Annotated in this window: 25 protein-coding genes, 1 tRNA gene and 9 pseudogenes; 14 read left to right on the plus strand and 21 right to left on the minus strand. The window is 39.7% G+C overall.

What is annotated here, in order from left to right; genetic code table 11:
- Window positions 1-378: 378 nt before the first annotated feature.
- Window positions 379-1323 carry a Kdo(2)-lipid IV(A) acyltransferase gene (locus AYJ55_RS07930; RefSeq protein WP_063655399.1) on the minus strand — a complete coding sequence of 315 codons (945 nt, stop codon included), beginning with the start codon at window positions 1321-1323 and terminating at the stop codon, window positions 379-381.
- A gap of 403 nt (window positions 1324-1726) precedes the next feature.
- Window positions 1727-2326: a LuxR C-terminal-related transcriptional regulator gene (locus AYJ55_RS07935; protein WP_063655406.1), complete on the minus strand. Its 600-nt coding sequence runs from the start codon at window positions 2324-2326 to the stop codon at window positions 1727-1729.
- A gap of 624 nt (window positions 2327-2950) precedes the next feature.
- On the opposite strand from AYJ55_RS07935, the pseudogene AYJ55_RS07940 reads away from it, so the two are divergent.
- The 3 genes and pseudogenes from AYJ55_RS07940 to AYJ55_RS32825 all read left to right on the plus strand — a co-directional run.
- A pseudogene (locus AYJ55_RS07940) lies at window positions 2951-3367 on the plus strand (integrase arm-type DNA-binding domain-containing protein); the annotation flags it as partial.
- A 103-nt stretch (window positions 3368-3470) separates the two neighbouring features.
- Window positions 3471-4076, plus strand: coding sequence for a tyrosine-type recombinase/integrase (locus tag AYJ55_RS07945; protein WP_063655410.1), 606 nt, complete (start codon window positions 3471-3473; stop codon window positions 4074-4076).
- Between the two features lie 139 nt (window positions 4077-4215).
- Window positions 4216-4427 (plus strand): annotated as a pseudogene (locus AYJ55_RS32825) (tyrosine-type recombinase/integrase); the annotation flags it as partial.
- Here AYJ55_RS32825 and AYJ55_RS07950 read toward each other — a convergent pair.
- The 4 genes and pseudogenes from AYJ55_RS07950 to AYJ55_RS07965 form a co-directional block, all read right to left on the minus strand.
- Complete coding sequence (locus tag AYJ55_RS07950) at window positions 4393-4587, minus strand: hypothetical protein (RefSeq protein WP_063655411.1); 195 nt, start codon at window positions 4585-4587, stop codon at window positions 4393-4395. The pseudogene AYJ55_RS32825 and the gene AYJ55_RS07950 sit on opposite strands and share 35 nt — an antisense overlap.
- A gap of 906 nt (window positions 4588-5493) precedes the next feature.
- Window positions 5494-5829: pseudogene (locus AYJ55_RS25400) on the minus strand (ATP-dependent helicase); the annotation flags it as partial.
- Between the two features lie 200 nt (window positions 5830-6029).
- Window positions 6030-6929, minus strand: coding sequence for a transposase family protein (locus AYJ55_RS07960; protein WP_063653812.1), 900 nt, complete (start codon window positions 6927-6929; stop codon window positions 6030-6032).
- A gap of 74 nt (window positions 6930-7003) precedes the next feature.
- Window positions 7004-7846, minus strand: a pseudogene (locus tag AYJ55_RS07965) (IS481 family transposase); the annotation flags it as partial.
- Between the two features lie 36 nt (window positions 7847-7882).
- On the opposite strand from AYJ55_RS07965, the gene AYJ55_RS07970 reads away from it, so the two are divergent.
- The 4 genes and pseudogenes from AYJ55_RS07970 (at window position 7883) to AYJ55_RS28350 (ending at window position 10687) form a co-directional block, all read left to right on the plus strand.
- On the plus strand, window positions 7883-8248 hold the full coding sequence (locus tag AYJ55_RS07970) for an IS630 transposase-related protein (protein WP_063653415.1): 366 nt from the start codon (window positions 7883-7885) through the stop codon (window positions 8246-8248).
- Window positions 8217-8705 carry an IS630 family transposase gene (locus AYJ55_RS07975; protein WP_063653499.1) on the plus strand — a complete coding sequence of 163 codons (489 nt, stop codon included), beginning with the start codon at window positions 8217-8219 and terminating at the stop codon, window positions 8703-8705. The genes AYJ55_RS07970 and AYJ55_RS07975 overlap by 32 nt, the downstream gene beginning before the upstream one ends.
- Before the next feature lie 19 nt (window positions 8706-8724).
- A pseudogene (locus tag AYJ55_RS07980) lies at window positions 8725-9402 on the plus strand (IS982 family transposase); the annotation flags it as partial.
- Window positions 9403-9523: 121 nt separating this feature from the next.
- A pseudogene (locus AYJ55_RS28350) lies at window positions 9524-10687 on the plus strand (IS3 family transposase).
- A gap of 3 nt (window positions 10688-10690) precedes the next feature.
- Here the strand turns inward: AYJ55_RS28350 and AYJ55_RS32830 are convergent.
- From AYJ55_RS32830 to istB, 4 genes are all read right to left on the minus strand, one after another.
- The gene (locus AYJ55_RS32830) at window positions 10691-10927 is read right to left on the minus strand and encodes a PDDEXK family nuclease (RefSeq protein WP_063655421.1); all 237 of its coding nucleotides are present in this window, start codon (window positions 10925-10927) and stop codon (window positions 10691-10693) included.
- Window positions 10918-11319 carry an ANR family transcriptional regulator gene (locus AYJ55_RS35115; RefSeq protein WP_342668150.1) on the minus strand — a complete coding sequence of 134 codons (402 nt, stop codon included), beginning with the start codon at window positions 11317-11319 and terminating at the stop codon, window positions 10918-10920. Before AYJ55_RS35115 ends, AYJ55_RS32830 begins: the two co-directional genes overlap by 10 nt.
- A gap of 261 nt (window positions 11320-11580) precedes the next feature.
- Window positions 11581-13644 carry a DNA polymerase gene (locus tag AYJ55_RS08005; protein ID WP_063655425.1) on the minus strand — a complete coding sequence of 688 codons (2064 nt, stop codon included), beginning with the start codon at window positions 13642-13644 and terminating at the stop codon, window positions 11581-11583.
- 81 nt (window positions 13645-13725) lie between these two features.
- The gene (gene istB / locus AYJ55_RS08010; RefSeq protein ID WP_063655427.1) at window positions 13726-14487 is read right to left on the minus strand and encodes an IS21-like element helper ATPase IstB; all 762 of its coding nucleotides are present in this window, start codon (window positions 14485-14487) and stop codon (window positions 13726-13728) included.
- 442 nt (window positions 14488-14929) lie between these two features.
- Here istB and AYJ55_RS32835 point away from each other — a divergent pair.
- Window positions 14930-15423: pseudogene (locus AYJ55_RS32835) on the plus strand (transposase); the annotation flags it as partial.
- 97 nt (window positions 15424-15520) lie between these two features.
- Window positions 15521-16123, plus strand: a complete 603-nt coding sequence (locus AYJ55_RS08030; RefSeq protein WP_063654504.1) for a transposase family protein — start codon at window positions 15521-15523, stop codon at window positions 16121-16123.
- Here AYJ55_RS08030 and AYJ55_RS25405 read toward each other — a convergent pair.
- On the minus strand, window positions 16054-16587 hold the full coding sequence (locus AYJ55_RS25405) for an IS630 family transposase (protein ID WP_162505291.1): 534 nt from the start codon (window positions 16585-16587) through the stop codon (window positions 16054-16056). The two genes, AYJ55_RS08030 and AYJ55_RS25405, sit on opposite strands and share 70 nt — an antisense overlap.
- Window positions 16511-16876, minus strand: coding sequence for an IS630 transposase-related protein (locus tag AYJ55_RS08035; protein ID WP_063653415.1), 366 nt, complete (start codon window positions 16874-16876; stop codon window positions 16511-16513). The genes AYJ55_RS25405 and AYJ55_RS08035 overlap by 77 nt, the downstream gene beginning before the upstream one ends.
- Window positions 16877-16913: 37 nt before the next feature.
- On the opposite strand from AYJ55_RS08035, the gene AYJ55_RS08040 reads away from it, so the two are divergent.
- Both AYJ55_RS08040 and AYJ55_RS08045 read left to right on the plus strand, forming a co-directional pair.
- A complete protein-coding gene (locus AYJ55_RS08040; RefSeq protein ID WP_063653631.1) occupies window positions 16914-17303 on the plus strand; it encodes a transposase family protein in 390 nt (129 codons plus the stop codon).
- Between the two features lie 76 nt (window positions 17304-17379).
- Window positions 17380-18018, plus strand: a pseudogene (locus AYJ55_RS08045) (IS3 family transposase); the annotation flags it as partial.
- 8 nt (window positions 18019-18026) lie between these two features.
- Here the strand turns inward: AYJ55_RS08045 and AYJ55_RS35740 are convergent.
- Both AYJ55_RS35740 and AYJ55_RS08050 read right to left on the minus strand, forming a co-directional pair.
- A pseudogene (locus AYJ55_RS35740) lies at window positions 18027-18201 on the minus strand (IS21 family transposase); the annotation flags it as partial.
- A gap of 289 nt (window positions 18202-18490) precedes the next feature.
- Window positions 18491-19261 (minus strand): Rha family transcriptional regulator, encoded by a 771-nt coding sequence (locus AYJ55_RS08050; RefSeq protein ID WP_063655439.1) that lies wholly within the window; start codon window positions 19259-19261, stop codon window positions 18491-18493.
- Between the two features lie 308 nt (window positions 19262-19569).
- Here AYJ55_RS08050 and AYJ55_RS08055 point away from each other — a divergent pair.
- Window positions 19570-19645: transfer RNA gene (locus tag AYJ55_RS08055), tRNA-Lys, on the plus strand.
- A 2-nt stretch (window positions 19646-19647) separates the two neighbouring features.
- Here AYJ55_RS08055 and AYJ55_RS08060 read toward each other — a convergent pair.
- The 6 genes from AYJ55_RS08060 to AYJ55_RS08085 form a co-directional block, all read right to left on the minus strand.
- Entirely contained in the window at window positions 19648-19842 is a 195-nt protein-coding gene (locus tag AYJ55_RS08060) for a hypothetical protein (protein ID WP_063655441.1), read from the minus strand.
- Window positions 19843-19913: 71 nt separating this feature from the next.
- The gene (locus AYJ55_RS08065; protein WP_063655443.1) at window positions 19914-20468 is read right to left on the minus strand and encodes a DUF2815 family protein; all 555 of its coding nucleotides are present in this window, start codon (window positions 20466-20468) and stop codon (window positions 19914-19916) included.
- A 15-nt stretch (window positions 20469-20483) separates the two neighbouring features.
- Window positions 20484-21782: a DUF2800 domain-containing protein gene (locus tag AYJ55_RS08070; protein WP_063655445.1), complete on the minus strand. Its 1299-nt coding sequence runs from the start codon at window positions 21780-21782 to the stop codon at window positions 20484-20486.
- On the minus strand, window positions 21775-22626 hold the full coding sequence (locus tag AYJ55_RS08075) for a hypothetical protein (protein ID WP_063655447.1): 852 nt from the start codon (window positions 22624-22626) through the stop codon (window positions 21775-21777). The genes AYJ55_RS08070 and AYJ55_RS08075 overlap by 8 nt, the downstream gene beginning before the upstream one ends.
- A gap of 12 nt (window positions 22627-22638) precedes the next feature.
- Window positions 22639-22773 carry a hypothetical protein gene (locus tag AYJ55_RS34480; protein ID WP_281181108.1) on the minus strand — a complete coding sequence of 45 codons (135 nt, stop codon included), beginning with the start codon at window positions 22771-22773 and terminating at the stop codon, window positions 22639-22641.
- Window positions 22774-23027: 254 nt separating this feature from the next.
- Window positions 23028-23327 carry a hypothetical protein gene (locus AYJ55_RS08085; RefSeq protein WP_063655451.1) on the minus strand — a complete coding sequence of 100 codons (300 nt, stop codon included), beginning with the start codon at window positions 23325-23327 and terminating at the stop codon, window positions 23028-23030.
- 184 nt (window positions 23328-23511) lie between these two features.
- Here AYJ55_RS08085 and AYJ55_RS08095 point away from each other — a divergent pair.
- Window positions 23512-24677 (plus strand): IS3 family transposase gene (locus tag AYJ55_RS08095; protein WP_162505400.1). Its coding sequence is split into 2 segments (ribosomal slippage): window positions 23512-23767 and window positions 23767-24677, totalling 1167 coding nucleotides; the frame shifts between segments, so codons are not numbered across the junction.
- A 748-nt stretch (window positions 24678-25425) separates the two neighbouring features.
- Here the strand turns inward: AYJ55_RS08095 and AYJ55_RS08100 are convergent.
- Window positions 25426-26124 (minus strand): S24 family peptidase, encoded by a 699-nt coding sequence (locus tag AYJ55_RS08100; RefSeq protein WP_063655455.1) that lies wholly within the window; start codon window positions 26122-26124, stop codon window positions 25426-25428.
- Between the two features lie 121 nt (window positions 26125-26245).
- Here AYJ55_RS08100 and AYJ55_RS08105 point away from each other — a divergent pair, with 121 nt between their 5' ends.
- Complete coding sequence (locus AYJ55_RS08105; RefSeq protein ID WP_074167982.1) at window positions 26246-26500, plus strand: helix-turn-helix transcriptional regulator; 255 nt, start codon at window positions 26246-26248, stop codon at window positions 26498-26500.

Raw genomic sequence — 26500 nt, forward strand, 5'->3', positions numbered from 1 at the left:
TTTCTGTTTAATTATTAGAAAGCTATATTTACTTTTATTTAAACCATTTTTTATAAAAAAGTCGACAAAAATATTATTTTTCCTATCTTAGATGGATTAAAAACAGAAAATATAGTTAATATAATTTTTTAAATTTAATTATTGTTAAATTTAAAAAGCATGTAAATCAATAAGATAAATGTTTATTTTTTGATTGTTATTGTATTGTTTATAATAAATTTAATTTGAAGTAAAAAAATGATAAAGCCATCATTTAATCACATATTGAGGTAATATTTTAGCATTTAATCAATAGTTAATTTAATGATAGTGGATTAGCAAAAAATTGTCTGGATAAGCCTAGTAACTGGTCAGATAACACAGTCACTGGTAATTTTGTTAATAGTGTATGTTATCAAGCTCACCATAAAGCGATGGCATGTCTATAGGTCTGGTTTTAAATCGACGATGCAACCACATATATTGCTCGGGCGCTTGCATAATCTGTTTCTCAATCAATTTATTCATAAAAGCTGCGGTAGAAATTTCATCCTGCTGTGGCAAGTGGGTTATTGCGGGTTGGATAAGCAATTCATAACCTTTTGCGTTAGCTAACCGCCTGGGGATAAAAGGTATTATGGCTGGATCGGCAAGTTTTGCCAGAATATGGGTACCGATGGTGGTAGCAGTATGTTTGACAGCAAAAAAAGGTACAAAAACACTTTTTCTTGGGCCATAATCGTGATCTGGCGCATACCACAAAATTTCTCCTTGTTTTAGGCTGCGTATCATGCCCTTTATATCTTTGCGATCAAGCATAAATTTATTAGAGCGCAACCGTCCTCGGGTTTGCAACCAATCCAGTAATGGATTGTCGTTAGGGCGATAAACACCAATACCAGGATTTAATATACCAAAGATACGAGCGCCTAACTCGAGAGTTAGAAAATGAATTCCTACGACGATGATCCCTTGTCCTGTCTGCTGAATTTTTTCAATATTATTCTGCCCCTTAATCGTAAACCAGCGGTGTATTCGTTTATCAGACCAGAACCAGGCCATACCTGTCTCAAATAATCCCATACCTACCGATTCAAAATTTTTATCGATCATTTGCTGGCGTTGCTGCGCACTCATAGCCGGAAAGCAGAGCTCTAAATTACGCTCTACAATCTGTAGGCGTTTTTTTAGAAAATATTTGGATAACCGTCCAAGGCGAGTTCCTAGCCAATAGATAACAGGATAAGGCAGTAAAACCAGTAAATAAAGGAGCCCAATTCCTAACCATGTTAGCCAATATTGGGGATGTAAATATAAAATTTTAAAAGGAGATACTTTTATCATCTGCGTTTTGTTTAGTCAGTATTAATATTAATATTATCTATTGTGACACCTTTTTAGCAAAGCTAAAACTATAATTGTATATTTAATCGACATTCACTTCTTATCCTTGGTTTGCTTCAAGAGGGGTTTACTATACATTTTTCCGTTGATGAGGGTGATATTCTGCAATTTTATATGGTCTTTCTTTTTAGCAGTTGGTATAACTTATTAAAGATCATATATTGAAGTATTTTATCAATGATATTAGGTGTAAATGAAATAAAAGATAGTGAGCACGAGAATGATTGGTCGTACACATTTTAACTAAATACAACGCAAGAAAATTGATATAAATTAAGAATAAAATTAATTATATTATTTATAATATGATTAAGTTGTATTCTTTTTGTAAATAGAAAATATTTTAATCATTTGAATATATATATTTAAAAATATTATAAACAAAAAAAAGTTCAATTCGATTATTAACAAAAATTTTTTCAGTAATGTGTCTTTTATGAGAATAAACAGTGCTATTACTAATTCCAAGTTTTCTGGCAATAACGTGATTAGGTACTGCATTCATCCAATTTTTGATAATTTTTTGCTCTTGATAACTAAAAATAGATGCATTGTCATTGGATAAACAAGTGATATTTTTTAATATGCTATTGGTTTCTATTAAACGTTCTAATACGTGATTTAATATTTTTTTAGACATAATAAAACATTGATTTTTTAGTAAGATGGGCCGATTCGTGAAAGGGTAAGGAGAATCAAGATAAATATAGAAACGTATATTATGTAGTTTTTCAATAAATGTTTGTAGTTGATTACAATACTCTGCATGATGACAATAATGTGTTAAATTGGCTAAAACAACATCAGGAGAAAAATTATTAATATGATTAATGGCAGAGTTAATATTATCCTGACTAATAAACTGCAGTTTATTGATTTTTGATAAATATTCACTGATGCCTAATCTTGTATAATAACATTTGTCAATGATTAAAACTTTCATTACAAAACATCCTTGTCTAAGTAATAGATAAACGATAAATTTCTTATTGATTTCTTGCTATAAGTAAAATAAGAAATAACGATAAAATTTTGTAAATGTCTTGCTGTTATATAATTAAAATATCATAGTAAGTATTTAATTGAATACCCATATTAGCTTAATATTGTTTATTAATTGATTTAGTTTATTTATATAATTTAGCTTTATTAATAACGCTTTTCAGAATGTATATTCATTATCTTTCTGGATTTTTATTAGTCTTATTGTTTATTTTATAGAAATTTTTTGATAAACAAATTAACTAATGCATGATCTTATATTGATTATAAATAATATGTTACTATCAACAATAGTCGTTAACAGTCACTGATAGTCGATAATTTAAAATTAACTCTATGTTTTATAGTGTTTTTATTTTTCATCTTGGCAGAAGATAGCTGTTTTTAGTCACCTATTATAATCCTTGCGTCATGAAATTTATGTACATATTGGTGTACATGTAATATTATATAAAAAACGCAAGGAGAAAAAAATATGGAGGTGAGTGATTCTTGGTTAAGAGCGGTAAATGGTAAGCCGCAAGATAAAATGCTGACTAAATCAGACTGAGAGGGTTTATCCGTTGGCGTGACACTGAAAGGTAAAGTGATTTTTCAATATCGCTACCACTGGCAAGGGAAAGGTGATCGGATAGACATTGGAACGTATCCGGCAATCAGTTTAAAAGATGCCCGTGATAGCGCGCTTTTCTACCGTGGTGAACTGGAACAGCACAGAAACCCTAAAGTGGTTAAACTCACCCGTAAGCAACAGTCAATTGATGCGCAAACGGTTGAATCGGTTATTCACGACTGGTGGGAAAAGTCGCTTAAAAATGCACAGGTAAAAGCGGGTGAAATATTACGGTCATTTGAAATTTACGTCTTTCCCAAGATCGGCAATTTGCCCCATGACGAAACCCATTTGCATGTTTGGTTATCACTAACACGAGTTTCGCACAGGCATATAAAATTCCAGAAATGGCTTAAAAGCAATGGTTAATTTGCAAGTTACTAAAATTACAATAAGTTGCTTTTAATTTATAAGATTTTGTCTATTTATATATTATGCTGAATTAAACTTAAAAATAGAGCGTTTTTTATTGGTGCGAAACTCGTGGCTAATTGAAGAGGTGGTAAAAATAAAATCGACAATTGGTGCATGGATCTTACTTTATGCCAAAACCGCGCATCGGTGGGGGATACGCAGGGGGATTATTTGTTTAAATCCGCTTATCGATGTAACATCGCAGGATTTAGGGGTAAAAACGCAACAGGGTGAGAGGGTGTTAAATGACAATGAACTCAGGGTATTATTTGCGTTAATTGATGCGCCAGACTATAACCCCAGAAACGCCTTGATAATCAAATTAGCGTTATTATTCGGTTGCTGGATAGGGGAATTGCTAAAAGCGAAAATGACCGATTTCACTAAAGGAATATGGACAGTCCCGCCCGAAAATCATAAAACCGGGCGAAAAAGCAAAAAGCCGATTATCCGTCCCATCATTCCGGCGGCAAAGGAATTAATAAAAACCGCCAAAAAACTGAGTCATGGTAGTGATTATTTGTTTACAGTCTTAGAGGGTAAAACATTATGTGTAGGCGGTCATATTGTTTTCAAAAAAATGGCTTGTAGATTTGAGAATTACACGAGTTTCGCACCAATAAAAAACGCTCTATTTTTAAGTTTAATTCAGCATAATATATAAATAGACAAAATCTTATAAATTAAAAGCAACTTATTGTAATTTAAACAAATTTATACGTTTTAGTAACTTGCAAATTAACCATTGCTTTTAAGCCATTTCTGGAATTTTATATGCCTGTGCGAAACTCGTGAATTACACTAACTGGTCAATTCACGATTTACGTAAAACCATGCGTACGAGGTTGCGGAGTTAACCCAGCACCATGTTGCTGAGATAATGTTAGGTCATAAATTACCAGGGGTTTGGCTGGTATACGACAAGCATACCTACCTAGAGGAACAGCGAGAGGCTTATGAACGCTGGTGGAATAAAAAAATTAATCAAATCGTTTGCCATTCTCCCAATCCATAATATCCTGCCAGTCAAAATTAAGCTCATCGGATCTAAACTTAGGGCGTGGAAAACCTTCCCGCCGTTGTTTTCCAGTACCCGCCCACAGTCTGATAGTGTGCATTGTCACTTTGTACCTTTTTGCCAGTTCACTGGTTTTGACAAAAGGGGATTCATTCATAGGATTTTTCTCCTTATTACATCTTTTCGGTATGGGTAGTTTTAGTGGGGTAAATTCTGGTGGGATAATGATTTATCGATCTAGACTACTTCTTCAATGCGTCGAGAAATACTCCCAAATAGACCATAAGTGCTGGCACTATCATGACAGCGATAGCCAGTAGCTCTTGCCCGCCCAAATGAATATTGCCTAATCGCCACGTTTAAACCTAATTTGCGGGTCAATAGCTGTTGCAGCATGCGCAATATGTCCAACTCACGAGTTTCGCACCAATAAAAAAACGCTCTATTTTTAAGTTTAATTCAGCATAATATATAAATAGACAAAATCTTATAAATTAAAAGCAACTTATTGTAATTTAAACAAATTTATACGTTTTAGTAACTTGTGAATTAACCATTGCTTTTAAGCCATTTCTGGAATTTTATATGCCTGTGCGAAACTCGTGCAACTATCAATTCGAAGGCGAACGCCGCGCTGATAAATACTAATGTCGTGATTAATAATTTGATGATATTAAGTTTCATGGTTATACCTTGTTGGAATTAGCTTACTTCTTAACGCAAATCGCTTTGGCGTTGATATCCTTGAAAGTTTCAAATTCCCGCTCAAACAGTTTAGCGGCGAATTGTGACACATATTTTCAGTGTCAAATTCTTGTGTATGAACACTTGCAAAGTTACTTGATGCGTAAGGGCTGGCGTACACGGCTAAGATTAAAATCCACATGGTAGGTGCTCCTTAATTAAGAAAAATATTTATAAACTTAAGGTTAATTAACTTTCTGTACAAATAATTACACTGTCTATAAATACAGTCTTACTAGACTATGGTATAGTTATTTAGTTGTGTGTTTGTTAACAGCAATATTTTCCCTGGTGTTGGCCAGCCTAGCGCTGGTCTTTTTTATTTCCTTTTCATTGCTTCCAGTAATAAATCCTGTATTGCACGTTTTGAATTGCGCCGTTCCATGACCACTTCATCGAGTGTATCTTTAGCGACGATATGATGGATAAAGACCGGGCGGTTATGTCCTGCTTGTGCTTGACGGGTGGGACCGATACGCTCGAGAATTTGCTGGTACTGCTCCAAGTCCCACCAGTGGGAGAAAAAGACCAGAATATTACCACCGTCCTGTAAATTTAAGCCGTGTCCACAGTTTGCAGGGTGGGCAAAAAGCAGTGGGATTTTGCCATTATTCCAGTCTGTAAGGGTTTGTGGGTTAGCATCTAACGTTTTGCCTTTGTGGTAGCTCAGACTTAATCTGACAGTTGCCGGTTATTTATACAGTACCTGTCAGGTTAAATTTGATTTAAATCTTTCTCTCTCCAAAGTTGTTTTCCATCGTGTAAAGTTGCCATAGGAGTTCGACCGCAACACATTTTTCCTTAAGCGTGTTGCTTAATAGTGAAATAAGGGTATTTCGGTGATTGAAGTAAATTTTAGGCTGTTCTGAGATGGAAATTCCAAAGACCGGCACTAAGGAGTAAAAAGGTATCATCAATAAAGGGTCTACGATTCCGTAAAATTTGGGTCATACAACCGAGGCGCTTGATACCCGCGATGGCGTGTTCAACCGTAATACGGATGCCCGAGATTATTTTATTTTCTTGTTTTTGTTCAGGCGATAAAGGTCTTTTTCGAGTTCCTTTTTTTGGGATTTGTGTATTAGGATGCTGTTTATCTATACCTTGAAAACCGGTATCGGCCCAGATGGTTACCTCAGGGGGAATATGGCGAATTATATCGACTTTATCGAGTAAGCGTTTATCGTGACGGCGCCCATTTTTGATCATGGGGATAAATCCAATTTTCCTCGTTTCGTCAGTCATAATAAGCCCTTTTCGAGTGGTCTGTCTTTTCTTTCCCGAATACATTTTTTTTCGCCGACGCAGATTCTTAGGCTTTTGGACAGGTCGCTCTGTCCCATCAATAAAGACGTCTTTAACTCCAGGAAAGGCGCGAAAAAATTCCTCAGCAGAGCGAATTTGACGAGCGGGCAAAACACATTCTCGCCCCAAGGTCATCTCTAAAACCGGCAATAATATTTTTACCCAGCGACATACCCGTGTTCTATCTAAACCAAAAAGAAGTCCTTGCAAATCATAGGTCGGATAACATTTTAAATACAATAAAATAAAAAGCAGTTTATCTAATGGGGTTGGGATAAATCCTTTCTGCCCTGCACCCATCTGCCGCTCGTGATCTTTTCGATTCTTTTTCCGATAAATCAAATAACAAGCTGAAAATTCAGCGGCTAAATTTTTCAATTCTTCGACTGATAATCCAATGATTGCTTTACATAAACGATTATCTCGTAACAACCGCTCTTTGTTGATCATTTCAAACCGTTATTTTCTAAGTTAAACCTCTTTTTATTGTCTATAGCGTGACAAAAAATGCAAGTCTCTATTCAGCAACTATTTTCTTGATGAGTGCGTTGGTTATTATATTCCGCTAACCATTTATCTAAATCAGCTTGTAATTCATTTAAAGCCCTATAGATTTTCTTACGAAAAGCCACCTGATAGAACTCTTGTAATACAGTTTTATGAAAGCGTTCACAAATCCCATTAGTTTGAGGTGAACGAGCTTTAGTTTTTGTATGATCAATATCATTGATAGCGAGATAAAGTTGATAATCGTGATGTTCAACTTTACCACAATACTCACTGCCTCTGTCCGTCAGTATACGTAACACCGGTAACCCATGCTGGGAATAAAAAGGGAGAACCTTGTCATTTAATAAATCTGCCGCCGTTATCGCGCTTTTTGTTGTGTAAAGCTTACAATGAACGACTTTACTGTAAGTATCAATGTAAGTTTGTTGATAAACACGACCAACGCCTTTTAAATGACCGACATAAAAAGTATCTTGTGAACCCAGATAACCTGGATGCGCTGTTTCAATCTCACCACAGGCTTCATCATCTTGCGCTTTCTTTTCTAGAGCACTGATTTGTGATTCTGACAGGATAATTCCTTCTGTTGCGATTTTATCTTCAAGCGCTTTTAGGCGATTTGTAAAATTTTCGAGATTATGGCGCAGCCAAATAGAGCGAACGCCACTCCCCGAAACAAAAATGCCTTTTTTTCTTAGTTCATTACTACTGCGGTGTTGACCGTGTGCAGGGTATTCAATCGCATACTCGACTACAGCGCTTTCAATCTGTTCATCTACTCTATTTTTTACGTTAGGCACCCGTCGATTTTGATTAATTAAAGCGTCTATCCCACCATCGTTAACAAGTTCCTGGTATAGCTAGGCGACTTAATTTTGATTACAAGGTGTGTTATGAGTTATACAATTGATTTTCGACGTAAAGTAATATCTGTAAGGAAAGCCGAAGGTTTAACAATTCGAGAAACTGCGAAACAATTCCGTATTGGAAAAGCGTCTTTAGTACGTTGGCTTAAACGACCAGAGCCAAAAAATTCAACGCCACGTAAGAGGAAGCTCGATAAAAATGCTTTAGCAAAAGATGTGGAACAGTATCCAGATGCTTACCAAAAGGAACGGGCAGAGCGATTCGGTGTTTGTAAAAAGACTATTTGGCAATCCCTTAAAAAGCTGGGATTAACCTATAAAAAAAACTCTATTCCATCCAAAAACCAACGAAAGCGACAGGCTGGCACATCAGCAAAAAAGACAACAGTATGAAAAAAAAGATAAATCTGTTGTTTTTATTGATGAAAGTGGTTTTTCACATGACACTCCACGAACTCACGGCTATTCCCCAAAAGGTCACCGTTGTTTTGGCCTGAAAAACTGGGGTGCTAAGGGAAGAACAAATGTTATTGGCGCTTTATTGGGAACAACCCTTTTTGCTATCGGATTATTTGATTGCAATATTAATCGTGATGTTTTTTATGTTTGGATCACAAAAATATTGCTCCCAGAACTTCCTGAAAATTCTGTTATTTTTATGGACAACGCTAGCTTTCACAAAGGTAAGAATATTGAACAGGCAATTATAAACGCAGGACACCAGATAGAATATTTGCCTGTGTATTCACCAGATTTAAATCCTATAGAACATAAATGGTCTCAAGCTAAACGTAAAAAGATGGAAACAGGATGCACTATCGATGACCTGTTTTTAATACATATGCTGTAATCAAAATTAAGTCGCCTAGCTATATGTCCGTTTATATCTCAGGAAGGAATTTCCTAACTTGCCATCATATTCACGCTGCGTAGAGTTATTTCCGCGCAGTGTCTTAGCTTTAACGGCACTGTTTGAGTCAATTAAAGGAAAATGCACGGGTCTGTCGGTTGCCGATTCTACTCCGATAGCTGTGTGTGATAACTTACGGATCCGCCGGCATAAAGTCTTCGATGGGATAGCTGAACGAGGAAAAACCTCAACAGGTTGGTTCTTTGGTTTCAAACTTCATGTAATTATCAATCATTTGGGGGAAATACTCAGTTTTCGACTTACACCAGGAAACACAGATGATCGGAAACCATTACCTGAGCTGATAAAAGATCTTTCTGGTTGTTTGTATGCGGATAAAGGGTATTTATCGGCTTCACTGAAACAGCAACTGAAAACAATGGGAATTAACCTTATAACGAATATCAAGAAGAAAATGAAGCCTGTTGAACAGACTTGTTTCGACAAAGCCATCTTGCGTCATCGTTCTGTCATTGAAACGGTATTTGATGAGTTAAAAAATCTTTGTCAGATAGCGCATACGCAGCACCGCTCTCCTGCTAACTTTGTAGTGAATTTATTAGCAGGGCTGGTTGCATATTGTTTAATTCCATCTAAACCAAAGATACCGGTGGCAGGAACATCTCTTCAAGCATAATTGATAATGCTTATCCTGAACTCAGGTTACTTAAATCCTGACTGTCCATGTAGTGGCATACTAAATTTGGCCACCTAAGTTGAGGTGATATGCTTACCTCATAATTTTTATAGGTGCCGAAATGAGTAAAATAATTACTGCTGAATTTAAATGTGAAACCGCCAAATTAGTCCTTGACCAAAATTACACCTACCAGGAAGCCGCGAAAGGCATGAACGTCAGTCTTTCAGCGATTAGCCGGTGGCTAAGAGCCCTTCGTTTAGAACGTCAAGGGAAAACATCGCCTGGTCTGCCATTAACACCTGAACAAATTGAGTTCAGAGAAATGAAGAAAAAAATCCACCGGCTGGAAATGGAGAATGACATCTTAAAAAAGGCTACTGCGCTCTTAATGTCCGACTCACTGAAAAATTTTCGGTAGTTGAAAAGCTAAGAGTGCTTTATCCGGTGGAAACTTTGTGTCGTATTTTTAATGTTCACCGAAGCAGTTATCGCTATTGGTGTCGGCCTAAGGAGCCAGATATTGAGCGGACGATAAAACGTACCTAGTCAGCGAAGCGTGGAACGTTAGTGGCGGCTCTGCTGGCGCAAGGACTATCGCCACGATGGTTACCAATACACACAACGTGAAACTTGGGCGGTGGTTAGCGGGTAAGTTGATGAAAGAATTAATCATCGTCAGTTGCCAAGAGCGAAAACATAAATACAACCGCGGTGGAAATGAACGTATTGATATTCCAATCTGCTCAATAGGCAGTTCGCTGTTACAAAGCCTGACCAGGTTTGGTGCGGCGATGTAACCTATATTTGGACAGGCTCACGATGGGCCTATCTGGCTGTGGTATTGGATTTGTTTGCCCGAAAAACGGTGGGCCGGGCAATGTCATTTGCACCAGACTCAGAATTAACCGCCAAAGCACTACAAATGGCTTGGGAACTACGTGGGCATCCCAAACAGGTGATGTTCCATAGTGATCAGGGAAGTCATTATACCAGTCGTCAGTATAGGCAGGCATTGTGGCGTTATCAGATGACCCAAAGTATCAGTCGCAGAGGGAATTGTTGGGATAATAGTCCGATGGAACGATTCTTCCGTAGTCTGAAGACCGAATGGGTGCCAACGACTGGCTACCAAAGCTTTAGTACTGCTCAGTCAGCCATTATTCGCTACATAACCCACTACTATAGCGATATAAGACCTCATTGGTATAACGGTGGATTAACGCCAAACGAATCAGAGCGACTGTTCCGTGAACAGTCAGGTAGGGTGGCCAATTTTAGTTGACCACTACACCAGTACGATGACCTGATGACCTAGAGCAAAAAGCCGTGCGTGTTCGCGTAATTGGTAAGGGGTAGGTTTTTCGCCAGGTGCTTTACATTCCACAAAAATAATGTTGCCATTGGGGAGTGCAACTAATCGGTCAGGTACTCCGCGTCGCCCCTGTGAAACAAATTTATAGGCAATTCCCCCGATTTTTCGCACCAAATTTTTTTCGATGCTATCTTCCCTGATTAACCGCATGAATGCATCCTTTTAATATGTTCCCGTTTGATTTGCATAAGGCAAAAATCGGCGCGGTTCTCACTCCAGATACGATTATTGCGATTGCGCGCCAGTCGGTTTGCCTGTGACCATGCGCGCGCAGCTTCATGGTATTGGCCTGACTGTTCAAGGTGAACCGCATCGTGTGCCGCGTTAAAATAAAGTGGGCTGTCGTTTTTTCTAAAGGCCATGATAGCTCCAAAAATAAACCACTTCCTAGTCGGCTGGAAGGGTATTGCTCTTAGGGGGCGAATAGTGAGGTAAATGTGTTTTAAGTATTTTTTCAATAACCAAGGTTGCTGACGGATTATCTTGTAGTTGAATGGTGTTATTACTATATAGATTAATGTATACACCGGATGGTAATTCATAGCATATAAAATTCCCTTTCATTTTCGGTGTGATTTTACCTAATCTGCATTTTTCCAGTATAGCTAGGCGACATTATTTTGATTACCAAAAGATATGATCTTATCCAATATAAATTTACTGATATGATAGCAATTTATTATAATCATTTTAAAGTCGCTTAGCTATAATCCAGAAAAAGTCGTTATTGGGTAAGGGTATTTTTTCAGCGGTAATATATTGAGTTCGTCTTGCATAGTGGATAAACCTTATAATTTTCTAATTTATTCCTTTCGATAGCGATAAGTCTCAAAGCCATTGGCTCTAAGGGGTAAATCTAAAGCCCAGTCTGGATTAAGACTTAACAGTATACTTAACCCCTCGGCTGAGAATTGTAGGGTATCCGGCGTTTCACTGATAATTTCATCATGGACGGTTAAGACAATCTCATAACCTGCCTTTTCAATACGTGGCATGTTATACGTTAGGACATCCCGTGCGGCGGCCTGACAAATATTTTCAGTAATTTTTCCGCCGTAGGTTTTTAACCGTTCCCATTTACGGCTGTAGGGATTAGTACCCATATAGGTAATTTGTCCATTCTCTATTCGCGCAGAAGGGTAGCAAATACTGCGCCCTGAAGGTAGACAAATCCTGAGCCAACCTTTATCGCGACGGACGGTAAGTTTACGGCATTTGAAAGGTATATTCGGCACCTGAATGGACTTTTTTACCGCGTCTTCAATATCGTGCCAAAATGATACCGTTTGTGGATGGGCATTGCGCCACATGCGCTTAAGGGAATCGCAGGTAACAAAGACTTTTTCGCTGAGGCCATAAGTTTTATCCGCTTCAACGGATTTTTGATACCAGCTCATCGCCTCTCGCTTAACGTTAGGCGGTATGTTAGGTAACGCCGCTTCCGCCAGTTCATCTAATTCTAGTCCATAGGCGAGGGCGAACGTCAAAAATGCCGCAACGCCCCCGCCATAGCCCAAGCCCAGCTCCATCACCTTACCGATTTGCCGCTGGGCTTTAGTAACATTTTCAGGTAAAAGATTAAATGCGCGTGCGTAGGCGAGTTTATATAAGTCATCGCCTTTGCCGTTATCAAATTCGCTAAAAGCGTTGACTTTCCATTTTTCCCCTGCCAGCCATGCCAACATGCGACCTTCAATATTTGATAGGTCAGAAATAACCAGTTTTTTACCCGGTGGTGCGATAATACATCCTCTTAGCGCAGAACTGGTCAGTCGCATAATGTCATCGCAAATGAGTTCGGCGCAACCGGCTTTTAAGGCTTCAATACCGTTATCAATCGTCTTTTGGTCAAGAGAGGGTCTTGGGAGATTATCCGGCTGAAAAATACGCCCCGCCCAGCGTCCGGTGCGTGAGGCGCCACAAAATTGCTTAGTCCCTCGAAGACGTCCATCTACACTTACCGATTTTAACAGCGCTTTGTATTTACTGGTGCTGGTTGTGCACGATTGCAGACGGATTGACAACAGTTCGCGTAAAGCCGGTGGAATATCAGGGTCATTAATTCGGCGCTGGAGGGTGCTGGCCTGCATATCCGGTAATGCGATACCAAATGCTGAAACGATATGCTGTAACAGGGCATCGCGTTGTGTGGCAGCCTGTACGGTATTATCCGTTAATTGCTGTGTGATTGCTGATAACCGTTTTTGCTCGTTTTCAACGGCTGTCAAGGCGCTTTTGGCCAACTCAACATCCATACCCATCCCCCGACGATTAATCTTTTGGTCTAACTGCCATAAATCTATTTCGTCAAAATTCATATTCCAACGGGGTAAATGTTGATAAATCTCGCGCATGGCTGAAATATCTGAACCAGCGTATTGCTTAAAACGTTGCCATTCCTCTGCGTGAGTTAACGCAGTGGCGCGTTGTATTTTGCTGTTTTTAGGACGGGGTTTGCAAAATAGCTGTATGAGCGCTTTACCCTCTTTATCTTTGGCTTTATCGTTATTGACATTGAAAATATCGCAAAGCGAATCAAGCGCACCGGGTAGGCCATGCGCCAGGGAGTGTACCAGGGTATCGTGAACGCGAGATAAAGGTAAGTCGATATTTAACACCGTGTTTAAAATCACCGCATCAAACATCCCCCCATTATGCCAAACGGTTAAGATTTCTCGGTTATCAAGATAGGCTTTTAAATCTGTGGGCATCGTTTTATCTTCGGTCACATCCCAGACCTTGACAGGGTCATGATTGTAAGCATACGCAAAAAGTAATATTTCTGCATTTTCAGCATAGCGATGAGTGCCACAATTAATCGGTATATCGCTGTAGGTTTCTAAATCGCAAAACAGTAAACGAGGCATAATCTATCCTTATTGTCAACGATCACCGAAAACTGATCCACTTTTTAGCTAAATACGATCAATCAAAATTGATCCACTATTTTATTCGGTTATTGCTCCTGAGCGCCGCTTATCTTTCAATCGATAGCTTTTACCGCTCAATTGCAGTACATGCGAATGATGAAGTAAACGATCAAGCATAGCGGCGGTTAATGTTACGTCATCAGCAGAGGCACCGGGCCATTGCCCAAATGATAAGTTACTCGTCAATATAACACTGCCATGCTCATAACGCTTGGCAATCACATTGAAAAATAGGTTTTCTTCCTCTCGCCCAAACGGTAGGTATCCAATCTCATCTATGATCAACAACTTCGGTGCCATCACCGAACGTGATAGATATTGTTTGAGCTTATTTTGTCGTTTAGCCGTTGAGAGTTGCAACATCAGTTCAGCCGCTGTTGTAAAGCGGGTTTTCCTCTTGGCCTGTACTGCTTTTAATCCTAATCCAATAGCTAAATGCGTTTTGCCTACACCACTTGGGCCAAGCAACACTACATTTTCATTACGCTCAATAAACGTTAATGCGCTTAATTCCTGTATTTGTTGCTTAGGAACGCCCGTTGCAAACTTAAAATCGAACGTACTGAGTTGTTTGTGCGTTGGGAATCCCGCCATCCGACTAAAGAGATTGCGAGTTCGTTCATCTCGTTGTTGTTGCTCACATTTTAATAGGGACAGTAAAAACTCTCCGTAGCTTTTGTCTTGGGCGATGCACTGTTCGGCAAGTGATGACCAATGAGTCGGAACAGAATTTAATTTCAATGACTCACACAGGTGTTCAATTTGTTCATGCAATAACATGTCCACCTCCCAGCAATGCTTCATATACGCTGATTGAGTGTTGCAAATTGACAGATTCAAGGGGCGGTACGATACGGATATTAAGCGTATTAGTCTGCGAGATAGATTGGCAAACCCTTGCTGGTAAGGGAAGAAAATACTTAACTTCCTTATCTAATCTGTTTGCTGGCTTTTCTAAGGTTGTTCCATGAATCCGCTGATGAGCGACTCGTTCTAACCATGGACCCACTTTTGCATTGGCTATCTCGATATTCAGTTCAAGATTATGAGCACGAAGTACGGTATTTAATGGTATGATAAACCTGTTTTTTAAATAGTGGTTAAAGCGCTCTACTTTACCTTTCGTTTTTGCCCTGTATGGCTTGCAAGTGTAGTGGCATACTAAATTTGGCCACCTAAGTTGAGGTGATATGCTTACCTCATAATTTTTATAGGTGCCGAAATGAGTAAAATAATTACTGCTGAATTTAAATGTGAAACCGCCAAATTAGTCCTTGACCAAAATTACACCTACCAGGAAGCCGCGAAAGGCATGAACGTCAGTCTTTCAGCGATTAGCCGGTGGGTAAGTGCCCTTCGTTTAGAACGTCAAGGGAAAACATCGCCTGGTCTGCCATTAACACCTGAACAAATTGAGTTCAGAGAAATGAAGAAAAAAATCCACCGGCTGGAAATGGAGAATGACATCTTAAAAAAGGCTACTGCGCTCTTAATGTCCGACTCACTGAAAAATTTTCGGTAGTTGAAAAGCTAAGAGTGCTTTATCCGGTGGAAACTTTGTGTCGTATTTTTAATGTTCACCGAAGCAGTTATCGCTATTGGTGTCGGCCTAAGGAGCCAGATATTGAGCGGACGATAAAACGTAGCCTAGTCAGCGAAGCGTGGAACGTTAGTGGCGGCTCTGCTGGCGCAAGGACTATCGCCACGATGGTTACCAATACACACAACAAAATAGTTGCTGAATAGAGACTTGCATTTTTTGTCACGCTATAGACAATAAAAAGAGGTTTAACTTAGAAAATAACGGTTTGAAATGATCAACAAAGAGCGGTTGTTACGAGATAATCGTTTATGTAAAGCAATCATTGGATTATCAGTCGAAGAATTGAAAAATTTAGCCGCTGAATTTTCAGCTTGTTATTTGATTTATCGGAAAAAGAATCGAAAAGATCACGAGCGGCAGATGGGTGCAGGGCAGAAAGGATTTATCCCAACCCCATTAGATAAACTGCTTTTTATTTTATTGTATTTAAAATGTTATCCGACCTATGATTTGCAAGGACTTCTTTTTGGTTTAGATAGAACACGGGTATGTCGCTGGGTAAAAATATTATTGCCGGTTTTAGAGATGACCTTGGGGCGAGAATGTGTTTTGCCCGCTCGTCAAATTCGCTCTGCTGAGGAATTTTTTCGCGCCTTTCCTGGAGTTAAAGACGTCTTTATTGATGGGACAGAGCGACCTGTCCAAAAGCCTAAGAATCTGCGTCGGCGAAAAAAAATGTATTCGGGAAAGAAAAGACAGACCACTCGAAAAGGGCTTATTATAGCTAGGCGACTTAATTTTGATTACAGCATATGTATTAAAAACAGGTCATCGATAGTGCATCCTGTTTCCATCTTTTTACGTTTAGCTTGAGACCATTTATGTTCTATAGGATTTAAATCTGGTGAATACACAGGCAAATATTCTATCTGGTGTCCTGCGTTTATAATTGCCTGTTCAATATTCTTACCTTTGTGAAAGCTAGCGTTGTCCATAAAAATAACAGAATTTTCAGGAAGTTCTGGGAGCAATATTTTTGTGATCCAAACATAAAAAACATCACGATTAATATTGCAATCAAATAATCCGATAGCAAAAAGGGTTGTTCCCAATAAAGCGCCAATAACATTTGTTCTTCCCTTAGCACCCCAGTTTTTCAGGCCAAAACAACGGTGACCTTTTGGGGAATAGCCGTGAGTTCGTGGAGTGTCATGTGAAAAACCACTTTCATCAATAAAAACAACAGATTTATCTTTTTTTTCATACTGTTGTCTTTTTTGCTGATGTGCCAGCCTGTCGCTTTCGTTGGTTTTTGGATGGAATAGAGTTTTTTTTATAGGTTAATCCCAGCTTTTTAAGGGATTGCCAAATAGTCTTTTTACAAACACCGAATCGCTCTGCCCGTTCCTTTTGGTAAGCATCTGGATACTGTTCCACATCTTTTGCTAAAGCATTTTTATCGAGCTTCCTCTTACGTGGCGTTGAATTTTTTGGCTCTGGTCGTTTAAGCCAACGTACTAAAGACGCTTTTCCAATACGGAATTGTTTCGCAGTTTCTCGAATTGTTAAACCTTCGGCTTTCCTTACAGATATTACTTTACGTCGAAAATCAATTGTATAACTCATAACACACCTTGTAATCAAAATTAAGTCGCCTAGCTATATGACTGACGAAACGAGGAAAATTGGATTTATCCCCATGATCAAAAATGGGCGCCGTCACGATAAACGCTTACTCGATAAAGTCGATATAATTCGCCATATTCCCCCTGAGGTAACCATCTGGGCCGATACCGGTTTTCAAGGTATAGATAAACAGCATCCTAATACACAAATCCCAAAAAAAGGAACTCGAAAAAGACCTTTATCGCCTGAACAAAAACAAGAAAATAAAATAATCTCGGGCATCCGTATTACGGTTGAACACGCCATCGCGGGTATCAAGCGCCTCGGTTGTATGACCCAAATTTTACGGAATCGTAGACCCTTTATTGATGATACCTTTTTACTCCTTAGTGCCGGTCTTTGGAATTTCCATCTCAGAACAGCCTAAAATTTACTTCAATCACCGAAATACCCTTATTTCACTATTAAGCAACACGCTTAACGTGAAACTTGGGCGGTAGTTAGCGGGTAAGTTGATGAAAGAATTAATCATCGTCAGTTGCCAAGAGCGAAAACATAAATACAACCGCGGTGGAAATGAACGTATTGATATTCCAAATCTGCTCAATAGGCAGTTCGCTGTTACAAAGCCTGACCAGGTTTGGTGCGGCGATGTAACCTATATTTGGACAGGCTCACGATGGGCCTATCTGGCTGTGGTATTGGATTTGTTTGCCCGAAAACCGGTGGGCTGGGCAATGTCATTTGCACCAGACTCAGAATTAACCGCCAAAGCACTACAAATGGCTTGGGAACTACGTGGGCATCCCAAACAGGTGATGTTCCATAGTGATCAGGGAAGTCATTATACCAGTCGTCAGTATAGGCAGGCATTGTGGCGTTATCAGATGACCCAAAGTATCAGTCGCAGAGGGAATTGTTGGGATAATAGTCCGATGGAACGATTCTTCCGTAGTCTGAAGACCGAATGGGTGCCAACGACTGGCTACCAAAGCTTTAGTACTGCTCAGTCAGCCATTATTCGCTACATAACCCACTACTATAGCGATATAAGACCTCACTGGTATAACGGTGGATTAACGCCAAACGAATCAGAGCGACTGTTCCGTGAACAGTCAGGTAGGGTGGCCAATTTTAGTTGACCACTACAAGCACGCGAGTAGCCAAGCGTTGCAACAAACGCTTTTAGTGATCGTTTTTTGCATTTGTTGACCTGGCTGTGTTTCAAAACGGACGACAGGTTCGGGAACAATGCTTGGTTTAAATTGACAAACAAATCGACGTAACTGAGCAATACCGCCTTGATAGCCTCTTTCAGCTACCTCATTAAATCACGAGTTTCGCACCAATAAAAAACGTTCTATTTTTAAGTTTAATTCAGCATAATATATAAATAGACAAAATCTTATAAATTAAAAGCAACTTATTGTAATTTAAACAAATTTATATGTTTTAGTAACTTGCAAATTAACCATTGCTTTTAAGCCATTTCTGGAATTTTATATGCCTGTGCGAAACTCATGATTTTGTGCGTTCATTAAATTTTGCATGTAGAAATCTCTCAATAATAAAATTGATGAAAGATTGCCCCTATAATAAAGGGCGTAAGATTAATTAATGGCGTTCTAAGAAGTGGGTAAGTTCACCTTCGTACCACTGATCGGTACGAGTGGTGATTATCCCGATTTGTTCATGGTGAAAATGCTCAAAAAGCTGTTTGATCTCCGCTAACACGGTATCGATATTCTCACGCTTACGTAAAAGTCGCTTAATCGTCTGCTTTTCAGCGTCATTGATAATTTGGCGCAATGTCTCGGTTATATAGTAAATCCGCCGGCACTCATCAGCCATTAACGGAATATGCGCTACCTGAAAACGCTCCGGTGAAGGTGTGCCGGTCACTTCACGCAAAGCCAACCACACTGCATTACTCCATGAACGCTCAAAACGAAAACCATTTGTCATACACCAAACTAAATGTGTCAGGTTACGGGTGTCTGAATGGCTAAAACGCTCTGTGGCTTTAGGTTGGTATTTTGGTGTAGAGTGTAACTTGGTTTCCATGCGATTAAATTCAGCAATATAGGCTTCCTTAAATTGTGCTGCTTTTTTGCCTGTAAATCCCATGACTAAAAATACGAAGCCGTCTTTGGTCATTTCGTAGTAAACGACTTCACGAGTTGCACCCTTAGCAAGTTGTACGTTTTTTATCATTCGCGAAAAGTTGCGAGTGATAAATTCTTCTGAGCATTCAAGCGATTCTACTTTTTGTACAACATGATGATGTTGTTTGCCAAAGTAATGAGCTACATTGTCAGTTGTAGTGATCGCTTTACCGTTATGGATTTTGACGTTAGGTCTGATAGTAGATAATTGAAGTGTCATAAGACCTCCATTGATAATCTGAATTTACCACCACCAAAGAGGTACAAAACTCATCTTGGTGGTGAACTGAACAGGGTTTGCACTACCGCGATTATCAGACGGCCAACCTTTCGGTTGCCCCATCCAGCCCACCATAGAGATGTGACTAGATTACGACATTAAAAAACACGCTCGCGGCGTGTACATGTGTCGTGATAATCACAGCGGGGTGCAAATCCCGACATCTGATTTTGCAGATGTAAATAAACTATAGCGCATGATTTCTTCTTTCGTCAATGGGTATTTTGTGGTTATAATTGCGAGGTCTTGGGTTATTAGCTCAGTTGGTAGAGCAGTGGACTCTTAATCCATCGGTCGCAGGTTCGAACCCTGCATAACCCACCAACTCAACGATGGCTTTTTGCCAATCGCTGATTCTCTTTTCTCAAGTATTGGTTTTCTTCAGCCAGTAGTTGAATCATATTGATTAATGTTTTGGTTTCTTCATCGGTGTAACAGGGTTGCGCTAAATTAAGCAGATAATGGCTGTTATTACTGGGGTTAGTGAGCGTAATGCTTTCACACATATTATCTAATTTCATTTCGAGCCTCCTCAAGGAATTTAGCGTGATGCCTGATTGTTTCACTACCTCAGGCTGCGGTAGTTCGTGTGTTAGCTGGCTAATAATGCTTCTTCCTCAGCCATGCTCAGGTCGTCAAATTCTTCAACAGAGGCCACATTTCCACCGCTAAAGGCGTCACCATCACGGAAAAACTGAACGCCTCTTAATGACACTGAAACCCCTTTACCGTTATTGTCATAGGCGTAAAACTCAATGGTGGCGTTAACGTAACAGCCAGAGTAGGGGCGACCATCCTGTGCGGTTAACGGTGAAGTGTTACGGTCAATAACTAACGGACGAGATTTGTTGCTGGCGCTAATGTACAGGTTTCCGGCATAGCCGTCGTACTCTTTGGTATCCCCATCGCGTAAGCAAAAACGGTTAGGATTATTACAAATGCTGTTATAGATTTTTTCGATATCCTTTGCGCCCCATTTTTCGCCAATCACGTGTTTAATACCGGCTTTAATTTCATCAATCAGCTCAGTACGACTTTTGGCGATAAGGAAAGTGGCGCGGTATTTGAATTCGCTCTGACCACTAAACTGAGAAGGTTCAAATAAATCAGGAAAAGCCAGACGTACGTTGTTTAATTTGATTTTCATAACATTACCTTTTAATTAGATGGATTTGTCAGCGAGTGACGCTTCGGTCACATCGTCAAAGTCGTTTAAGGGATTAATAACCAGAGCAGGGCGAGGGTCAGATTCCGGAGCGATGACCGGTTTACCGTCTGCCCGTTGAATAAGTGCTTCCAGTTTTGCCCAGCGATTAGGTTTGTCTTTCTTAAGCAAATTTTCAGCCTGTCGTGGGCTGATAATTTTCTTGTGGTAGATTTGCTCTTGTTTAAGTTTTGCGCCTTTTAACAGCGATTCGGCTTCACGTTCATCACACCAAGTGCGATTACCCTGTTTGCCAATAACCAGTTTAAAGCCAGGTACTGATTGCCCAGTATGTAATGCCTCGGCGACCCGATTTCGCAAGGCTTTACAAAAGCTCTCTATCAAATCGACATGCTGGTAGAGTTTTGCCATTTGCTCAGGCGTTAGTAGCGTAATGCGCTGTGGTGCCTCGCTTAGTTGGGGCGCTAAAGGTTGAGTTAAATCGACAAAATCGCCTTTGACTTCGTTATGCACAAACTGCGCCTGCGCAAAACACAATCCGCCTTTTGCTTTACAGAACTGGCATTGCTTGATGCCCGGTGAAAAGGCACTATCCGGTAAGGCATCAAGACCGCTGCGCTCGGCAAGGGTTGCCATCTCTGTGGCTTTTTGCGCCCTCAATTTGGCTAAGTCACCAAAGTTTTTTAAGTCCTCAACCGATACTGTCCATTCGGACAGATGGTTAAGTCTGGGCTGATGAATAAAAAGACGAACCGTTTTAAAATCATAAACAAGGTCAAACTGATGTAACGCCCCCAGCGCATAAAGCATGAGCTGCGCATTGTTCTGGGCATCCACTTTAACGCCTTTACCATATTTCAGGTCATGGATTTGTAGCTCATCATCACTGACAATAATCGCGTCCGCGGCACCAAATGAATTTTCTACGCCAATGACCTGAGAAAAATCTACTCGTTCTTCAACCTGTAAGAGTTTTCCGTCCGCCAGTTGCCAGACGGTATCGATATAGGTCTGGACGTGTTCAATCATCTCTTCATCCACTTGGGGCGAATTGGCTTTTAGCAACGGATACGCGCCGATATAATCCTTCGCATCAAAGCCAGATGTTCGCTTACGCCCTTCACTATAGGGATTTTGGCGCATTTTTAAGATACTTTCCGCTAAGGCATGCGCAGCGCTGCCTTCTTCAGCAAACGGTGATGTTTTATCGGGTAAGGTGGCTTCTACTGCGAGACTGGCGGCGCATCTCAACCATCTATGCGCTGAGGAGGGGGAAAGTTTTGCATGTTCAGCCATCGCTACCCTCGGATTTATCATCGGCTAAAACGCTTTGTGCTTTTTCGATAAACTGAACTAAATTGTCATCGGTAACGTCACCCAGTTTTTTAGCGTTGAATGATGTGAGGATATCCACCGCTTCATTGCGATATCTCCCTTTTACAAGTTGGGTAATCAATGTTGATGCATCACTACGCAGTGCTTTTTTGAATAATGGCAAGGCGAATTCTCGACGTTCGGTAATGCCAGAGAGATTATTCCAATTGGCCAAAATTTTTAGGCACAAATCAAAAGTCGAGGTTTTTGAGAGCATTTTAATTTTACTTATGCCATCTAAGGCGCAATAAAGCGCATCAATTTGCCCCGTTGTACTATCTGCTTTTTCGGATGCAGGAATTGCTCTGGCGCTAGCCAATTGCATATTGTCAGGTTTAACCGCTTTGTTGCCAAATAAAACCGATAGGGCAACAATTTCACGTAGCTCAAGCGATTCAATATCAACAGGTTCGGGTTTAGGCTCTACTTTAGGCGCTTCAACAATCGGTTCAATAGGTTTAGGTTTCGTTTCTGTCTTAGGGGCTTTAACCTTTTTCTCGGCGACAACAGGCTCAGGCTCAGACTTAATTTGTTCTTTAGGCTCATCGATAACCGGCGTTGCAGGTTGTAGCTTAACATCCGGCGCAAAGGATTTCGGTTTGTTTGCCCCTGTCGGTTCGTTTGGGTCACTCGGGTCATTTTCAAATTGTCCGACCAGCTGACTGATTAACATTTTATGGGCTTCAGCCAGTTGATTATGGGCGATGACCATTTGCGTGTGATTTTCTGCCAGTCTTGCCAGCAGGGGGGTATTTGCGGTAAGCATTATGCGTCGACCTCAACGATATAAAGTGACAGGAAATTGGTGATTAGCATTGCGTTTTAGCGCTTCTAATTTTTGTAAATAGCGTAAGCGCCGGACGTTGTTGTTCATCGGAAATCGCTCCGATGACAGGATTTTTGTTTTTTGCATGGTGGTTTTTCCGATGGATTGGGTTAGATAGAGGATGCCTGATATTTCTGGCGCGTCAGGCTCGCTCCCTTCTGTGTATTCCCACGACACACAAAACAGGTATATAAATTACCGCAAAGCTAAAGTAAGGATATTAGCAATAGGTGACTATATGATGCTGATTCAAAACAATATGAAATCTTTTATCTTATGGTTGTCCATCTATAATATTTTGTAGCATGGTTGACGATTGGGAAGCCTGGTTACCATATGCATTATGAATTAGCAAAACCAAAATTCTTGTTATTTTTACCAGAATCTTTACTAGCATTTTTTTCTGACTCTTCTATTTCCAGCGCAATAAAACCGTCTCCGATAGCCGAGGCAAGCGCTTTCGCCCTGACCTTATCAATAATACGATTTGAATCCATTTCCGCCTGTAATGCATACAGTAAAGCTTCACTGGCTTTATCTTGGGATTTTTCACTTAATTCTTCAAATTTTATCATTTCTCCTAAATACAAATCAGTTTTGGTGGTGTGTGCCGGAGCTATCCGGTTTATATTTACAGCCATACTGGTAGTGCCCTGGGTGTTGCTTTTAACTTGATGGCTGTATTTTGGTTATTTCACACACCCCAAAACCGACTGTCTTTGACATCATTCATTCCCTTCAGACCTTACAGGTGTAGTGGCATACTAAATTTGGCCACCTAAGTTGAGGTGATATGCTTACCTCATAATTTTTATAGGTGCCGAAATGAGTAAAATAATTACTGCTGAATTTAAATGTGAAACCGCCAAATTAGTCCTTGACCAAAATTACACCTACCAGGAAGCCGCGAAAGGCATGAACGTCAGTCTTTCAGCGATTAGCCGGTGGGTAAGAGCCCTTCGTTTAGAACGTCAATGGAAAACATCGCCTGGTCTGCCATTAACACCTGAACAAATTGAGTTCAGAGAAATGAAGAAAAAAATCCACCGGCTGGAAATGGAGAATGACATCTTAAAAAAGGCTACTGCGCTCTTAATGTCCGACTCACTGAAAAATTTTCGGTAGTTGAAAAGCTAAGAGTGCTTTATCCGGTGAAAACTTTGTGTCGTATTTTTAATGTTCACCGAAGCAGTTATCGCTATTGGTGTCGGCCTAAGGAGCCAGATATTGAGCGGACGATAAAACGTAGCCTAGTCAGCGAAGCGTGGAACGTTAATGGCGGCTCTGCTGGCGCAAGGACTATCGCCACGATGGTTACCAATACACACAACGTGAAACTTGGGCGGTGGTTAGCGGGTAAGTTGATGAAAGAATTAATCATCGTCAGTTGCCAAGAGCGAAAACATAAATACAACCGCGGTGGAAATGAACGTATTGATATTCCAAATCTGCTCAATAGGCAGTTCGCTGTTACAAAGCCTGACCAGGTTTGGTGCGGCGATGTAACCTATATTTGGACAGGCTCACGATGGGCCTATCTGGCTGTGGTATTGGATTTGTTTGCCCGAAAACCGGTGGGCTGGGCAATGTCATTTGCACCAGACTCAGAATTAACCGCCCAAGCACTACAAATGGCTTGGGAACTACGTGGGCATCCAAAACAGGTGATGTTCCATAGTGATCAGGGAAGTCATTATACCAGTCGTCAGTATAGGCAGGCATTGTGGCGTTATCAGATGATCCAAAGTATCACTCGCAGAGGGAATTGTTGGGATAATAGTCCGATGGAACGATTCTTCCGTAGTCTGAAGACCGAATGGGTGCCAACGACTGGCTACCAAAGCTTTAGTACTGCTCAGTCAGCCATTATTCGCTACATAACCCACTACTATAGCGATATAAGACCTCACTGGTATAACGGTGGATTAACGCCAAACGAATCAGAGCGACTGTTCCGTGAACAGTCAGGTAGGGTGGCCAATTTTAGTTGACCACTACAAGGGAAATATTTATCTAAGAAAGTTTGAATTGATAAGAGGAGCGCTTCAGCCTTGGTTTCCCATCTACCTATAAAAATACGCAAATCAGTATTTTGAATTACACCAAGACACGAGTTTCGCACCAATAAAAAAACGCTCTATTTTTTAAGTTTAATTCAGCATAATATATAAATAGACAAAATCTTATAAATAAAAAGCAACTTATTGTAATTTTAGTAACTTGCAAATCAACCATTGCTTTTAAGCCATTTCTGGAATTTTATATGCCTGTGCGAAACTCGTGCAAGATAAAAAATGATTGGAAGAGCAAGGACTAAAAATAAAAATCTAATCGAAATATTGATGTATTTAAGCATTGAACAACCTCTTGATATCGGTATCTGATGTGCAACTGTCGTTACTCACCATAGGCCACTTCGCAAAATGACCTATAATTAGTGTTGTTTGCGTTTGCATTTCTTTCTCTGTCAGTGTTGCCCTTTCACGACCATTTTTATCAAATGGGGCTAATCTTCTCGCCAACCGGATCGCGTTTGACGATACATCGCATTTTATGCGCAGGGGTCTATACAGAAAAATCTGTGCTGTTCCGACTTTCTAAATTGTTAAAGAGCAGATATTCATATAAACTCTTTTATTCATAATCGCATAGATGATGTTATACTAAAAATGCATTTAGTCAATTATTTTTCGCATTATTTTTAAGAAATCGTATTGATGGTTGAGTGGACGTACTCACTTAGTCTCTATAATAAAGAGAATCCTTAACAATGCCTGCCACGTAAATGATTTTTTTAATGGTTGACGATGCGAGACGTATTGGTGGATGGTCAGCGTTAATAGAAAGCAAATGAATAACATCATCTCTTTGATAAAGAAATGTTTTTACCATAACCTGGCCGTTATCATCTTGAACTAGAACTTCGTCACCGGGTTTATATTTATAGTTGGGCTCCATAACAACGAATTCTCCATGTTGAATTCGTGGCATCATTGATTCGCCTTGGCAACGAAGCGCAAAAGCATCTTTATCCTCCGTTGGCCAAATAATATAACCATAGTCATGTTCGATCGATGATTCCTTGGAATTCCAATATCCACCTCCACCCAACTGTGTTGTTCCTAACACAGGAACCTTGCAAAAATTGAACGGAATAGCATTAAGTTCGACCCTTGTAAATGATGTTGTATCGCTTTCTTCAGAGATGTTTGTCGTACTCAAATCTTTATATAGCAATTCACTTGCTTCGACTCTAAAAAAATTAGCAATTTTTTGAACTACTTCTAATCGTGGACTTTTAACTTCTCCACTTAACATTCTATGGAGTGTAGGTTGTGGCATCCCAATACGACGTGATAGTTCCGCAACACTTTTAACCCCCTTTTCATCCATTAATATCTTGATATTTTTATTTAAATTTTGAGTCCCCATCCCCATTATGTTACCCCTTATAATTATGTATTAAATTCAGAATATACTTTTACGCATATTATAATTGAATTTAAATAAAATTTTCGCATTGAAAATATTTATGCGAATTGGTATTTTTAACGATTGAATGAAACGAAATTGGAAAAATACCATGTATAAGAAATCACCTATAGAAATCGTCAAAGCATTATTATCACTTGGATTAACTCAATCAGAAATAGAAGCTCATACCGGTATTAAACAGCCTTCAATAAGCCGAATACTGACTGGAAAAACAAAAGATTCGCGTATATCTACAATGGTTGCCCTAGAAAAATTTTATTTAAAGCAAATGACTAATTCCTCTATCAAGTCAAGATTAAATAAGTCAAAGGCCAAATAA

The organism is Candidatus Arsenophonus triatominarum (assembly GCF_001640365.1).
Lineage (GTDB): Bacteria > Pseudomonadota > Gammaproteobacteria > Enterobacterales > Enterobacteriaceae > Arsenophonus > Arsenophonus triatominarum.

Coding starts and splice junctions, on each gene's coding strand:
- AYJ55_RS07930 (WP_063655399.1), bottom strand. CDS start 1,323: ATGATAAAAGTATCTCCTTTTAAAATTTTATATTTACATCCCCAATAT.
- AYJ55_RS07935 (WP_063655406.1), bottom strand. CDS start 2,326: ATGAAAGTTTTAATCATTGACAAATGTTATTATACAAGATTAGGCATC.
- AYJ55_RS07950 (WP_063655411.1), bottom strand. CDS start 4,587: ATGAATGAATCCCCTTTTGTCAAAACCAGTGAACTGGCAAAAAGGTAC.
- AYJ55_RS07960 (WP_063653812.1), bottom strand. CDS start 6,929: ATGATCAACAAAGAGCGGTTGTTACGAGATAATCGTTTATGTAAAGCA.
- AYJ55_RS07970 (WP_063653415.1), top strand. CDS start 7,883: ATGAGTTATACAATTGATTTTCGACGTAAAGTAATATCTGTAAGGAAA.
- AYJ55_RS32830 (WP_063655421.1), bottom strand. CDS start 10,927: ATGCGGTTAATCAGGGAAGATAGCATCGAAAAAAATTTGGTGCGAAAA.
- AYJ55_RS35115 (WP_342668150.1), bottom strand. CDS start 11,319: ATGAATTACCATCCGGTGTATACATTAATCTATATAGTAATAACACCA.
- AYJ55_RS08005 (WP_063655425.1), bottom strand. CDS start 13,644: ATGCCTCGTTTACTGTTTTGCGATTTAGAAACCTACAGCGATATACCG.
- istB (WP_063655427.1), bottom strand. CDS start 14,487: ATGTTATTGCATGAACAAATTGAACACCTGTGTGAGTCATTGAAATTA.
- AYJ55_RS08030 (WP_063654504.1), top strand. CDS start 15,521: ATGATCAACAAAGAGCGGTTGTTACGAGATAATCGTTTATGTAAAGCA.
- AYJ55_RS08035 (WP_063653415.1), bottom strand. CDS start 16,876: ATGAGTTATACAATTGATTTTCGACGTAAAGTAATATCTGTAAGGAAA.
- AYJ55_RS08040 (WP_063653631.1), top strand. CDS start 16,914: ATGACTGACGAAACGAGGAAAATTGGATTTATCCCCATGATCAAAAAT.
- AYJ55_RS08050 (WP_063655439.1), bottom strand. CDS start 19,261: ATGACACTTCAATTATCTACTATCAGACCTAACGTCAAAATCCATAAC.
- AYJ55_RS08060 (WP_063655441.1), bottom strand. CDS start 19,842: ATGAAATTAGATAATATGTGTGAAAGCATTACGCTCACTAACCCCAGT.
- AYJ55_RS08065 (WP_063655443.1), bottom strand. CDS start 20,468: ATGAAAATCAAATTAAACAACGTACGTCTGGCTTTTCCTGATTTATTT.
- AYJ55_RS08070 (WP_063655445.1), bottom strand. CDS start 21,782: ATGGCTGAACATGCAAAACTTTCCCCCTCCTCAGCGCATAGATGGTTG.
- AYJ55_RS08075 (WP_063655447.1), bottom strand. CDS start 22,626: ATGCTTACCGCAAATACCCCCCTGCTGGCAAGACTGGCAGAAAATCAC.
- AYJ55_RS34480 (WP_281181108.1), bottom strand. CDS start 22,773: ATGCAAAAAACAAAAATCCTGTCATCGGAGCGATTTCCGATGAACAAC.
- AYJ55_RS08085 (WP_063655451.1), bottom strand. CDS start 23,327: ATGGCTGTAAATATAAACCGGATAGCTCCGGCACACACCACCAAAACT.
- AYJ55_RS08100 (WP_063655455.1), bottom strand. CDS start 26,124: ATGGGGATGGGGACTCAAAATTTAAATAAAAATATCAAGATATTAATG.
- AYJ55_RS08105 (WP_074167982.1), top strand. CDS start 26,246: ATGAAACGAAATTGGAAAAATACCATGTATAAGAAATCACCTATAGAA.